This window comes from Prevotella disiens, assembly GCF_900454955.1.
Lineage (GTDB): Bacteria > Bacteroidota > Bacteroidia > Bacteroidales > Bacteroidaceae > Prevotella > Prevotella disiens.
This window is the reverse complement of record NZ_UGTL01000002.1, coordinates 562,023-575,465: the sequence shown is the minus strand read 5'-3', so window position 1 is coordinate 575,465 and position 13,443 is coordinate 562,023. Positions and strand designations below refer to the sequence as shown.

Sequence of the window (13,443 nt, the reverse complement as noted above, 5' to 3'; positions counted from 1 at the left end):
TCTTTTGCTATGCAATATAGGCTGTTTTGAGGCTAAAAATAGCCGCTTTTGAAAATTTATAGGTAATCGTTGAAAAACGTAGGGGCGTGATTTATCACGTTCCTCATGAGCGAAAGGGATTAATTAATAAAGTTTTTTGTTTATGAGGAGCATGATACGAGTTGTTGAACTTGCAAAAAACAGCCCCCACAAGTGGAAAAATGTTGCTAAACCTCAATTTCTAAACCGTCGTAGGCTAAATGTACATTTTCGGGGAGCAAGTTTGAAGCATCATCGTGTAGCCCAATTTGGTGGGTTAGATGGGTCAAATAAGTTTGTTTTGCATGGATTTGTTGGCTAAAAGCAATCGCATCTTTAATTAACTGGTGTGAATGATGTTCTTTTTCCCAACGTAAAGCACTGACAACCAACGTTTCTATGCCTTCAAGGTAAGGCAATTCTGACGGATTAATGGTCTTCATATCAGTGATATAAACCAACTTTCCGATTCGATAGCCCAATATCGGCAGGCGTCCGTGCATCACTTCTATGGGTTGAATGGTGCAATCGCCAATGGTGAAAACCTCGTGTGGCTGAACCGCATGAAGGTTTAAAACAGGCACACCTGGGTAAGGATTTTCCTTAAAACAATAAGGAAGGTTGTGGCGAAGTCCTTGACAAGTGTCCTCATTGGTGAAAATATCAATGTCGCCCAACCAACAATAAGGGCGCAAATCGTCAATTCCGCCAACGTGGTCGTAATGAATATGAGTTACGAGAATGCCGTCAATTTTGCGGTAAGGAAGTGGTAATATCTGCTGACGGAAGTCGGGTCCGCAGTCAATTAGTATGCGTGTCTGGTCGGTTTCAACGAGTGCCGAAGTGCGCAAGCGTTTATCTTTAGGATTATTGCTTTTACAAACGTTGCACGTACAACCCACTACGGGTACGCCGTTAGATGTTCCTGTTCCTAAAAATCTTAATTTCATCTCAACTTTCCCCACCTCTAACGCTTGTTAGGAGTGTCTTTTACGAATTGAGGGCTTTTGTTTATTTAATGTTTACCTCTGGGAATATTTCAATTCCAAATTTATTTTTTACATCGTTTTGTATGGTTTTGCAAAGTGTTACCACTTCTTCGCCCGTTGCACCGCCACGATTTACCAAAACCAAGGCTTGCTTGTCGTGAACGGCAGCACGTCCCAATGCTTTGCCTTTCCACCCACATTGCTCAATGAGCCACCCTGCTGGGATTTTCTCATGCGTAGCATCAATGGTGTAATGGGGCATTTTTTCGTATTGCGCAGCCAATTCTTCATATTTTGTTTTCGCCACAATGGGGTTCATGAAGAAGCTACCCGCATTGCCTAAAACCTCAGGGTCGGGCAATTTTGCATTGCGAACTTCGATGATAACCTCACGCAATTGGCTTGCTGTAGGGTCGGTTATGCCTTTAGAAACCAATGCCGAACGAATGTTTCCGTAGTCTAATTTTGGCTCGTAAGTAGTTGAAAAACGATAAGTTACCGATGTTATTAAGTATTTATCTCGCCATGCTTGCTTGAATTTACTTTGTCGATAACTATATTGACAATCCTCATTTTTGAAATGAACCACCTTGCCTGTTGCCAATTCTACGGCTTCAACATCTTCTATAAAGTCTTTGGCTTCAACGCCGTATGCACCAATATTTTGCACAGCACTGGCACCTACTTCGCCAGGAATGATAGATAAATTTTCTGCTCCATATAACTGATGTTCAACGCAATAGGCGACAAGGTCATCGAAAACATAACCCGAACCGCAACAAACACGGCAATTGTCCACTTTCTTGATGTAAGAAATGGCAGAATGAACCACCGTTCCTTCGTAATCTTTGGTTAATAAAAGGTTGCTACCACCGCCCAAAATCAAGAGCGGTTGGTCGGCTTCGGTAAGCATTTTTGCCACTTCTACCGCCTCATCAACAGTTGAAAATTCTATAAATCGCTTGCATTTTGCTTCTATTCCGAAGGTGTTATGCTTGAGCAAACTATAGTCTTTTTTATCTATCATATCCTCTTTTCCTCCTCAAAATCAATAGTTTTCGTGTTTTTAGTAGGCATCTACCTTTACCAAACGCCACGAACGACCTTTTCTTTTAAATACAAGTTGCGTTTCAACACCATTAGAAAGTCCACGGAACACAAGAATTTTCTTGTTACTTTCCTTGTACTTTTGTCCATAAAGTATGTTATATATCAAGTTTCCAGGCACTTCTGGCAAGAAATTCTTCCATTCGTCGGCAGAAATTGTGGTATTAACCGTTGTGGTTTCCTCGCCGTTAGGGTCAGGCCCTGAATATTTCAACGGAGTTTTCACCATGCCTTGTCCGCCCGATGCAAGGAATCGTTGCAAGAACTTTAAGAACGAAGCGTTGTAACTCTTTTCGTAGCTAATTTTACGAATTTGGTTCATCTCCCAAATGCCATTTTGGTGGTCGAACCAATACTGCTCTACCAAAGCTTGTTTAAGGTGAATTTTCTCGACAATGACCGAATCCAAGTCAGTAGACTTAGCGTAATTAGCTTGCTTTTCATCATCAAAAATCAGCGTATAATAGCCTTGTGGGCGGAAAAACTTATCCATCGTCCATTGATTGCGAGCAATTTGTGTAGTTTTTCCATTTTGTGTAACAGGCAATGGAAACTTAATGCGCTTGCGTTGCAACTTTCTGTTGGCAATAAAGTTAAAGAAGAAATCGTCGAACAATTGGTCGGCAGCCTTTGGCATAGGTGTTTCCTCAATAATTTGAGCCACTGTATCCACCTTTTGCACTGTGTCTACGCTCGTAGTATCAACATTTGTCGAGTCGGCAGGCTCTACTTTTTTATTGGAGCAGCCGATATTCAGCCCTAACATGATAGCACAGAAAAGAACAACGAGTAAAAATGACTTTCTCATATTTTATATATTATATCTCAAATTTCAATGCAAAAGTACTACATTTATTTTTAATAAAAGCCCAAAAGAACATATTTTCTTAGGGCGGATTTCCCGTTTTTAAATTATAAATTGTACCTTTGCACGAAAATAAAGAAAATATGATTCTCGAAAAGATAGAAGAACTCTTAAAAGAAGTGAGTACCATCTCTGCTAAAAACGCAGAAGAGGTGGAACAACTCCGTTTGAAATATCTTAGTAAGAAAGGTGAAATAAACGCTCTGATGAGCGAGTTCCGTAATGTTGCTGCCGACCAAAAAAAGGAAATCGGCATGAAAATTAACGAACTCAAACAGAGTGCGCAAGATAAAATCAACGCTTTGCGCGAACAGTTGGAAACTGCTGAAGCACAAGGGGGCGATATTGACCTTACACGCACAGCTTATCCAGTGGGACTTGGTACACGCCACCCATTGACAATGGTGAAGAACGAAATTATAGACATCTTCGGCAGAATGGGTTTCACACTCTATCAAGGCCCTGAAATCGACGATGATAAGCATGTGTTTACCATGTTGAATTTTGCTGCTGACCACCCTGCACGCGATATGCAGGACACTTTTTTCATTGAACGCACCAATACATTGGACGTAACGAAGAATGTGATTCTCAGAAGCCACACTTCGAACGACGAAGCCCACTATATGTCTACTCACGAGCCACCTATCCGTGTGTTATGCCCTGGACGTGTGTATCGTAACGAGGCAATTAGCGCACGTGCGCATTGTTTCTTCCACCAAGTTGAAGGCTTGTATGTTGATAAAAACGTGAGTTTCACCGACTTAAAGCAAGTTCTTTTAACTTTTGCACGCGAGATGTTTGGTGCAGATACAAAGATTCGTCTTCGGCCAAGCTACTTCCCATTCACGGAACCAAGTGCCGAAATGGACATTAGCTGTAACATTTGTGGCGGCGAAGGTTGTGGATTCTGTAAGCATACAGGTTGGGTTGAAATTTTGGGCTGCGGTATGGTAGACCCACACGACTTGGAAGCATGTGGAATCGATTCGTCTGTTTATACAGGCTATGCCTTTGGTATGGGCGTTGAGCGCATTGCCAATTTGAAATATAGAGTGAGCGACCTCCGTTTGTTCTCTGAAAACGACAAAAAGTTCTTAGAAGAATTTGAAGGAGCACTCTAATCCTTTCATATACAAGCCAAAGGTGAAGACGAAGCAAAAACATTACAATTTGAAGGAGCACTCTAATCCATTCATATACAAGGGGCGAAACTTTTTTGTTTCGCCTTTTTTTTGTATTATTGATAGCTCTTCTTTTTTTAAAGTAACCTATTTCAAAAGAATAACGAAGATGTGTCAAAGCACTAATTCCCCCTTTTGCACATCATTACAGCCTTTTAGTAGCCTTTGAGGAGAATTAGAAACATATAAAAAAGGGTTGTTTGGTAGCATAAAGCAAAAAAAAGAAGGTTTGGCTTATGGTCAAAAGTTTTAATACCAACAGATAGGAAGATAAAAAAAGAGGGAATATCTATTTTGATACACCCTCTTTTATAAACTCAAATCGATAAAAAAACGACTTTTAATCCACTGAAATATCTTTATTTACGTTCCTGCTGCCCACAATAGCATAGAAAGCCATGTAAACAATACCAAGGAAAGGCACAATGTAAGAAAGCATGTAGCTGCTATTATCTGCCACTAAATTCTGAATTAAAGGAAGAATGCCTCCTCCGACAACCATCATCATGAAAATACCCGATGCTGATGCGGTGTATTTGCCCAAGCCTTCGGTGGCAAGATTGAAGATACTTGCCCACATAACGCTGGTGCATAAGCCACAAAGTACTAACAATAAAGCACTAATAGGCACGGTTACAATGTCGAAACTCTTACCTGTAAAGACTGGCATTGATACGGTTATGCTGCTGCCAAGAACCATTGCAACGATGATTAACCCCATTGCTATCGTGGTAGTTATTATCATTAACGTGCGACTTGAAACCTTATCGGCAATGAATCCAGTACTAAAACGACCTACCAACATCAAGAACCAGTAGGTGCCCGACACTGAACCAGCAATCGCAGTAGCCGTGGCTGCGCTCAAACCTCCCCCCTTTGCAGTTGTGTCAGAGAGGTAATAAATCAATGTTCCAGGTATTCCTACTTCAACTCCCACGTAAACAAAAATGGCAATAGCACCGAGAACAAAGTGGCGGAAGTTCCAAGCCGAATGCTCAAACACGACGTTTGACCCCGTTTTACCCATCTGTGGGTCGGAAATTGGAACAAAATATAGAATGACAAATGCGGCTGCAAATACGCCCATAGCGATGTAAAGCACAGGATTTACATTGACAATTGAAGTGCGTTTTGTTACTTCTCCAATGAGCGCACCCACGAAAAGTGGCGTCAGCATACCGGCTAATGAGTTGAGCGTACCACCTATCATATTCAATTGGTTGCCACGATTTCCACCGCCACCAATAAGGTTTAACATAGGATTAACCACCGTATTGAGCATACAAACACAGAAGCCTGAAATGAATGCGCCTAACAAATAAATGACAAAACCTGTGGTTTTAGCATCAACAAAGAAGCCTGAACAAAACTGAACGAACACGCCTAAGAGACCGATACCGATTCCAATTAAAGCTGTTTTCTTGTAACCGACACGTCCAAGCATCTTTCCTGCGGGAATTCCCATAAAGAAATAAGCCAGAAAGTTCATTGCGTTACCCAACATTCCTACCGTATTTGCACTATCTCCACCAAAAATATTCTTCCAAATAATACCAATTGGTGCTGCCAGATTTGTTACAAAAGAAATCATTCCGTAAAGAAACATCATGGCAATAATAGCGATGATGCTCCCACTTTGTTTCGTTTTATTCATTACTTAGCTTTGTTTTTTGTGGGATTGATGTTTCCCCATTTCTAAAATTAATTGCGTTATCACTTCAAACTGAATGGAGTGCGACTCCAAGAACATCTTTTTCACCAAAGAAGAGCATTTTATTCACGCTTTTATGGTTTCAATGTTAATTGCAAAGGAAAGAAAAATAAACGAAAATGGCAAGATTATGAGGACAAAAAGGTGAACTAAACTTGTTAAAAACAATTAAATAGCTGATTAAAAAAGAGGCTTTGATTGCCCAATTGCTTTACTTTTTCTTCTTTGTAGCCGCATAGTTTACGTTCAAAACATTGGCTTCACGCAAACTTTGTTTAATATCTATGATGCGTCCCATGGGCGTTTCTTTGTCGGCACGAATGCTTACGCTCATTTGTTTCTTATCTTCTGCCGACATGGTAGCGCGTTCTTTCACCAAATAACTTTTAATTTCAGCAACATCAACCAACTTGTCGTTCATCTGAATGCAAAGACTATCGCTCGCCAATTGACCAGTTTCGTTCATGGGCTTACCAATATATAAATAGGTAATAGCCGTTTTCTTCACCAATTTTGTTAGTTCTGTGCCTTGCGGAACCTGATATTTCACCTTTACAGCCACTTTTCGCATGTGCGTAACCAACATAAAGAAAAAGAGAATGGTGAAGATTAAATCGGGTAAAGAAGCCGTATTCAATTCAGGAATATCGTGGCTACGACGGCGATAAATGCTCATTGCGTGCCTCCTTCCTGCTGTTGGGTGGTAGAAACATGGTAAACTTCTGAAATACGTTGTGGTATTTCATCGTTGATTTGTTGTTTCTGCGCCATGTTACATGTTTCATACGTCTGTCCAAACTCAGCCAATGCTTTCTTATTTCTTACTACATTATAAGCTGCAACAATCTCGTTTTGTAGCAAAAAATAAGCATTATAAGTCGCCTTTCTGTCGCTTTCAACTTGTATGATATGTTCTTTTCCACGCGATTCGATAAACTTCAGCACAGAAGACTTAATCATTTGTGGGTCAATAGGTTTACCATTCAAATTGATTTTATCGTTGGCGGTAATCTGAAAGCGCATCACCAAGTTTTCATTCACCATAGAAGGCTGCTCCTTCTTGTTTTTTTCGATAGGTGGCAATTGCTTGTCGAGCCCATTATCCATCTCCATGGAGGTGGTAACCAAGAAAAAAATCAGCAGCATAAACGATATATCGGCTGTCGATGATGTGTTCAATCCTGGAACTTTTCTCTTTGCTCGCTTAAACATTTGGCTACTTCCTTTCCTTTCTATTGTAACGTGTAGCACCAAAGATAGTTACGCCCACTGCGACAAGCAGCATAACAAGCGAGGAAGTAACAAACATTTCGGAAACTTTTAACCAAAATTTGTCTGCAAAAGGGTTGCCATTTATCACCATTGTTTGGGCAGAACCCAAAGCAAAAGTGAGGATAAGACAAAGCAAAGTGCCACAAAACACGATTACGGCTATCTTGTATGCGGGAATGCCATTGACGATATGCGCCTTGTCGGACGACTTTTTGGCAGTGCGAATAATGGAAAAAAGCATTGCAAGAAAGGTCAATCCAACCAATACCCACATAAAAATAATGAGAGCATCGACCAAGATTGGTGCTGTAATAATGGGCGAAGCAGCAAAGGGCGATTGCACTCCTAAGACGAGAAACAAAAGAAAAAATACCGCAGAAATTGCTATTATCGCATACAAAACACGTTGCGAAATGCGTTCTTCGGTCTTTATTTTATGTCGATGCTTTATTTCCATACTTATCGATTCATTTTATATTTCAAAATGCTATCTAATAAAGAAATAGCCGATTCTTCCATTTGGGCTGTTAAATGCTCTATTTTTGAAAGAATATAATTGTAAAATATCTGCAAAACAAGGGCGACAATGATACCAAATATGGTGGTTATCAAAGCTACTTTCATACCAGAAGCCACGATAGTTGGACTAATATCGCCTGCCATTTGAATTTGGTCGAAGGACATAACCATACCGATAACCGTTCCTAAGAAGCCCAAAGAAGGTGCCATAGCGATGAAAAGCGTTATCCAAGAGCAACCTTTTTCTAAGTTTGCACTCTGCACACTGCCGTAAGAAGCCACGCTGCGCTCAATATCTTCAATGGAACTATCGATGCGCAACAGACCTTGATAGCAAATGGCAGCAACGGGACCACGAGTGTTTCGACTCAATTCCTTTGCCCCTTCAATATCGTTTGCAGCAATGCAGTCGTCAATATTTGCCATGAACTTCTTGGCATTTATTTCGGAAAGACTAAGATAAATGATGCGTTCGATGCAAAAAGCCAAACCTATCACCAAAGCAAGGGCTACCAAAGACATGAACCCAGCATTGCCTTCGATAAATTTTCTTTTTAAAGACTGGTGAAAACCGCTATCGGTTGTTGGTTGTGTGGTTTGCATAGGGGCAGCATCTGTTACGCCAGCTGCGTCTAAAGCCTCATCAGACAAGGGGTCGGCAGAGGCAGCAGTCTGAGTATTTGTTGTTTGCGCCTTATCATTGGGTTGTTGTGCCGCTATAAAAATAGGGAACGAAAACGCTAAAATGCCTATAATTGCTATCGAAGCAATAATTTTTTTCATATCTGTAACCATTTGGTTTATATAAATTCAAAGTCAAAGACTATGCAAAGATGCGTGATTTTTAGCAAGCTCAACAACTCGTTATCACGTCCCTAACAAGCCTAAAAGTTTTCCTTTTGCATGAGGAACGGAATAAATTCCGCCCCTACGCCGACTTGCTGATGTTTTTGCGTTACCGATTTGTTGAGAGGAACGGAATAAATTCCGCCCCTACACCGATTTGCTGATGTTTTTGCGTTACCGATTTGTTGAGAGGAACGGAATAAATTCCGCCCCTACACCGACTTGCTGACAGCTATATCTTATGCAAAGATATTGCCAACGAGGACAAAGAAAGTTTACTTTCAATTTGTCGAGTGCAGCTATATCTTATGCAAAGATATTGCCAACGAGGACAAAGAAAGTTTACTTTCAGTTTGTCGAGTGCAGCTATATCTTATGCAAAGATATTGCTTTTTGTCCATTCTGCCAATTGTTTGAGGCAATTCTTTGGGAATAACCTTTCAACTCGCCTTAGCATACGGATAGAACATTGAGCATTGGCAGTTTTCGTTCTATCATTCTTACTATTCCTAAAAATGCAATTCGGCATGCAAATTTAAAAAGCTATTGTTTTTCATTCCAAAACAGGCTATTTCGAAGTGCAAAACAGGCTCTTTTGAGGTGCAAAACAGGCTCTTTTGAAATTTAAACAATCGGCAATATTTATTTTGCAGTGGCTTTACCGCTCCGTTTGGTACGTTTAAAGGAACGATAATCGTCGAGTTCTATTTCAATTTCTGGCTCGCAGAGGTCGCCAAGACGTGGGAGTTCAAACTTCATGTACTTGATGTTTAGCCCACGCTCTATCCATTGGTTTTCATAATAGGTATGTATACCAAGAATTTCCTTCGTGCGCTCGTCAAAATCGGCTGATTTTACACCGTTCGTTTCGTTGCCATAAAGGTCTTCCGTGCGGAAAAGCAAAGGCAATTTGTTCTTTTCTACGAGGTAGGTGGTATAAGTAAAAAGGAAATTAGAGTCGGTTTTGAGGTGTATTATTCCCTTGTCTATCAAGAAGTTGCGGTAGCGATTGAGGAAGAAAGTAGACGAAAGACGCTTGTGGAAATTCTTCATCTGTGGGTCAGAGAACGTGAGCCATATTTCTTGCACCTCGTCTTGCGCAAAAAAGCGGTCAATAATTTCGATGCTGGTGCGCAAAAAAGCTACATTTTCAAGGTTTTCTTCCAAGGCTTGCTTTGCTCCTGTGTAGATTCTGGCACCCTTAATATCAACACCAATGAAGTTGATATTCGGGTAAACACGTGCCAACCCGACCGTATATTCACCCTTTCCGCAGCCCAATTCCAAGACAATTGGGTTATCATTCTTGAAATATTGTTCACACCAATGCCCTTTCATGTCGAAAGGAACTTCGCTAATGACACCGTATGGATATTGGAAAACATTTTTAAATGTCTCCATTTCTGCAAATTTCTGTAATTTTCCTTTACTCATAGTGGTTGCAAAGTTACGGAAAAACAATAGAAAAATCGTTATTCCCCACTGCTTTTATTTTCGTTCTTTACCTACTTTTACTTTGATTTATGCTTGCTTTTATTTTCGTTTCAGTGTAATCGTGTCGCTATCTCGTATTTATTGCCACGATTTATTGGTCAGGATTTTCCACAAACCCTTGATACTCAGGTTCAAGTCCTGCATTTACTTTTTCGTAAGCCTCCTTTAAAGTTTCACGTTCATACTCCGCTCCCTTTCCTTTGGGCATAATTGGTTCGTGAATGGTGAGCGTTAATGGGTGCCAAATAGGGAAATGCCAATCGTGCATACGGGGCATTACATCGAACGAACCATTGATAGTAAGCGGACAAACAGGCAGTTGCAACTCGTCAGCCAACATGAATGCACCACGGCGGAAGATGCCTAAATGACCCGTAAAAGTGCGTGCGCCTTCGGGAAATACCACAAGCGACATGCCATTTTGGAGGGTTTGGCGAGCTTGGTCGTAGGTCTTTTTAATTTTACTTGCCCCACTTTTGTCTACAAATATCTGCTTTGAGTATTCGCAAGCCATGCCCACAAATGGAATTTTGCGGATTCCTTTTTTCATCATCCACTTGAAATTGCGACCCAAAAAGCCGTAAATGAGGAATATATCGAATGCTCCTTGATGATTAGCCACAAAGACGTAGCTCTGTTTCGGATTTAAATGTTCTCTGCCCTCAACCTTTACAGGCAACAAAAGGGCATGAACCACAAAGCGACCCCATAACTTTCCTGGATAATAACCCCAAAAATGGATATTTCCAACGAGGCAACCAATGGTGGTAACGAGGGCTATGAAGACAGAGAAAAAGACAAAAAGGGGAAGAAAAATAAAGAGTACATAGAGCCTATAAAGCAATGTTAGGATTGCTTTTAAGAAAGTGCTTGTCTGCTTTTTGTTGCTCATATTCTTATTTTTTTGCTCGTAAAGTGATGACAACTATTTCGTTTGGCATATTGAAACGGAAGGGAACTAAGCCACCCATGCCTGCCGTAACGTTCAGATAGCGAGTGCCTTCCTTGTAAAAACCATAGTCTTCGGTATTGCGAATCATGGTTGGGCGCAGTCCGAAGAGTTGCATTTGTCCGCCGTGGGTGTGTCCGCTCAATGTTAGCGTAGCCGTTGTTTGGGGCAGAATGTCGTGTCGCCATGCCCATGGGTCGTGCTGGAGCATTATCATAAACTGCGCTTTGTTAATGCCACGAATGGTTTTTGCCATGTCTATTTTGCGTGGAAAAGGTGGACGACCATCGTTTTCGCCACCGCAAATAGCAATGGAATCGTTGTTGAAATATAGTTGTGCATTGCTATTTTTCAATAGTTTCCAACCCAAATTTTGTGTAATAACACGCTCCAAACGCTCCTGTTGAGCCTTTTCTTCGGCAGGTGTAAGTCGCACATATTCAGTGTAATCGTGATTGCCGAGTATGGCTATTGTGCCTTTCATGGCATCTTTGATGAGTGGAGCTAATTCTTCCACCTCTTCGGGGCGCATATTTTGCAAGTCGCCAGTAAAGAAAATTTGGTCGGCTTTCAAGGATTTTATGCTGTCCATCTCGGCTTTCAATATTTTTTCTCGCCACCCTTTAAATGTACCGATGTGCATATCGGAAACGTGAATGATGCGATAGCCGTCAAAAGCACGAGGCAAACGGTCGGAAACCACCTCAATATGGCGCACTCTAATTTGCTGAAAACCAAACGTAAAACCATAAATGTAGGCGCAAAAGAAGAGTGTACCGATGACGAAACCAACGATTTCGCCATAATTTTTGCGAGTTTTGACAATAAATTTCTGTATGCCTTTGCCAAAAATGGAGAACAAAGTAAATAGGAATTTAGGTCCGACGATAGTCCCAAGGAGGAACAAATAAGTGTTGAGCCACGTTAAATTATGAGGCGCAAAACTCTTTATTGAAGCCAAAACGCAGGTAAAAAGTACGAGCAGAATGGTAGGAGTCCACCACGAAAGACGTTGCCACCATGTTAGATTCTTACGCTTTCGAAGATATTGAAAGTCGATATAAACATCGGTAAGGACGATGAGCAGAAATAAAGGGATAACGATGCGTGCTACCATAAGTCTACTTTTTTTTACGGAACGTTATTTGTTCGCCACGAATTTCCGTGTTGAACACACCCTTATTAAGCAGGTGTTGCCCATTACAGAACGTATGCAGCACACGCCAATGGAAGGTTTCGCCCGCCATAGGTGTCCATTTGCATTTACTTTCCACGATTTCGTTGCTCACAACCCATGCTTCGGTAGGCTGAACGATAGCTATATCGGCTTTAAAACCTTCACGAATAAAGCCACGATTGTCTATTTCGAAACGTTTTGCAGGGTTGTGTGCCATTAAATCAACCATGTGTTCCATGCTGATAACGCCCTCACGGACAAGTTCTAACATGGTTATCAACGAGAATTGTATCATTGGCATACCCGAAGTAGCCTTTGCGCAGCCTCCTTGCTTCTGAGAAAGCAGATGCGGAGCGTGGTCAGTACCGATGGTTTCGATACGTCCGTCAGCCAAAGCACGGCGCAATTCGGTGCGGTCGGCAGCGGTTTTAATTGATGGATTGCATTTTATCAGCCCTTTTTTAGTAGCGTAATCATCATTCGTAAAGTACAAATGAGCGATGCAAGCCTCCATGGTTACAAAGTCTTTGACAGCGTTTTGCTCCAATAAAGAAAGTTCTCGAGCAGTGGAAAGGTGGGCAATGTGGAGTTGAGTATGGTGCTTTAAAGCCAATTCAACCGCCAATTTAGAAGATTGATAGCATGCTTCTTCGCTTCGAATTTCATGATGATGCACAATATCGGGGTCATCTCCATACAACGATTTTGCCCGTTTCATATTCTCATTGATGATATTCGAATCCTCGCAATGGGTCATTACGGGAAATCCTTCGTGGGCTGCCGAACTAAAAATAGCATCTAATGCGGCTTTACGGTCTACCAACATATTGCCCGTAGAGGCTCCCATGAAAAGTTTTACGCCTGGAACAAGATGTTTATCAAGCTGTTTGATGAGTTCGGCATTGGCATTTGTTGCGCCAAAAAAGAACGAATAATTGATATGCGAACTACGTTTTGCACGTTCATATTTATCGTTTAAAGCCGCTAAAGAGGTGGTTTGCGGATTGGTATTGGGCATTTCGAAAAACGAAGTAACCCCTCCGAAAGCTGCCGCCCGCGTTTCCGACTCGATATTTGCCTTCTCTTCCATTCCAGGTTCGCGGAAATGAACGTGCGTATCAATCACACCTGGCAAAACAAAACACCCCGTGGCATTGATGATTTCATCAAAATTGCCATGGGGCGTGTTGCTTTCTTTTATAATTGCAGCTATCCGACCATCTTCAATGACGATGTCGCCACTGTATTTTTGTCCTTCATTGACAATCGTTCCGCCTTGAATGAGTTTCTTCATTGTCATAGTAGAAGTCTA

At 41.3% G+C, this 13,443-nt stretch carries 13 protein-coding genes; 1 reads left to right on the top strand and 12 read right to left on the bottom strand.

Annotation, left to right across the window (positions count from 1 at the left end):
* Positions 1–206: 206 nt before the first annotated feature.
* From DYI03_RS12895 to DYI03_RS12885, 3 genes are all read right to left on the bottom strand, one after another.
* Positions 207–968, bottom strand: a complete 762-nt coding sequence (locus DYI03_RS12895; RefSeq protein WP_025064697.1) for an MBL fold metallo-hydrolase — start codon at positions 966–968, stop codon at positions 207–209.
* Positions 969–1,029: 61 nt separating this feature from the next.
* The gene (murB, locus tag DYI03_RS12890) at positions 1,030–2,034 is read right to left on the bottom strand and encodes a UDP-N-acetylmuramate dehydrogenase (RefSeq protein WP_021669737.1); all 1,005 of its coding nucleotides are present in this window, start codon (positions 2,032–2,034) and stop codon (positions 1,030–1,032) included.
* Positions 2,035–2,073: 39 nt separating this feature from the next.
* Complete coding sequence (locus tag DYI03_RS12885) at positions 2,074–2,922, bottom strand: DUF4348 domain-containing protein (RefSeq protein ID WP_021669736.1); 849 nt, start codon at positions 2,920–2,922, stop codon at positions 2,074–2,076.
* A 140-nt stretch (positions 2,923–3,062) separates the two neighbouring features.
* On the opposite strand from DYI03_RS12885, the gene pheS reads away from it, so the two are divergent.
* Positions 3,063–4,103 carry a phenylalanine--tRNA ligase subunit alpha gene (pheS, locus tag DYI03_RS12880; RefSeq protein ID WP_021669735.1) on the top strand — a complete coding sequence of 347 codons (1,041 nt, stop codon included), beginning with the start codon at positions 3,063–3,065 and terminating at the stop codon, positions 4,101–4,103.
* Between the two features lie 400 nt (positions 4,104–4,503).
* Here the strand turns inward: pheS and DYI03_RS12875 are convergent, their stop codons facing one another.
* The 9 genes from DYI03_RS12875 to DYI03_RS12835 form a co-directional block, all read right to left on the bottom strand.
* The gene (locus DYI03_RS12875; RefSeq protein ID WP_021669734.1) at positions 4,504–5,817 is read right to left on the bottom strand and encodes an MFS transporter; all 1,314 of its coding nucleotides are present in this window, start codon (positions 5,815–5,817) and stop codon (positions 4,504–4,506) included.
* Between the two features lie 268 nt (positions 5,818–6,085).
* Entirely contained in the window at positions 6,086–6,550 is a 465-nt protein-coding gene (locus DYI03_RS12870; RefSeq protein WP_021669732.1) for an ExbD/TolR family protein, read from the bottom strand.
* Entirely contained in the window at positions 6,547–7,086 is a 540-nt protein-coding gene (locus DYI03_RS12865; RefSeq protein ID WP_021669731.1) for an ExbD/TolR family protein, read from the bottom strand. Before DYI03_RS12865 ends, DYI03_RS12870 begins: the two co-directional genes overlap by 4 nt.
* A gap of 4 nt (positions 7,087–7,090) precedes the next feature.
* Positions 7,091–7,603 carry a hypothetical protein gene (locus tag DYI03_RS12860; protein ID WP_021669730.1) on the bottom strand — a complete coding sequence of 171 codons (513 nt, stop codon included), beginning with the start codon at positions 7,601–7,603 and terminating at the stop codon, positions 7,091–7,093.
* A gap of 2 nt (positions 7,604–7,605) precedes the next feature.
* Complete coding sequence (locus tag DYI03_RS12855; protein ID WP_025064696.1) at positions 7,606–8,448, bottom strand: MotA/TolQ/ExbB proton channel family protein; 843 nt, start codon at positions 8,446–8,448, stop codon at positions 7,606–7,608.
* 705 nt (positions 8,449–9,153) lie between these two features.
* Positions 9,154–9,945, bottom strand: coding sequence for a tRNA (guanosine(46)-N7)-methyltransferase TrmB (gene trmB, locus DYI03_RS12850; protein WP_021669311.1), 792 nt, complete (start codon positions 9,943–9,945; stop codon positions 9,154–9,156).
* Between the two features lie 151 nt (positions 9,946–10,096).
* On the bottom strand, positions 10,097–10,897 hold the full coding sequence (locus DYI03_RS12845) for a lysophospholipid acyltransferase family protein (protein ID WP_021669310.1): 801 nt from the start codon (positions 10,895–10,897) through the stop codon (positions 10,097–10,099).
* Between the two features lie 4 nt (positions 10,898–10,901).
* A complete protein-coding gene (locus DYI03_RS12840) occupies positions 10,902–12,071 on the bottom strand; it encodes a metallophosphoesterase (protein WP_021669309.1) in 1,170 nt (389 codons plus the stop codon).
* Between the two features lie 4 nt (positions 12,072–12,075).
* Positions 12,076–13,425 (bottom strand): dihydroorotase, encoded by a 1,350-nt coding sequence (locus DYI03_RS12835; RefSeq protein ID WP_036870259.1) that lies wholly within the window; start codon positions 13,423–13,425, stop codon positions 12,076–12,078.
* Between the last annotated feature and the right edge of the window lie 18 nt (positions 13,426–13,443).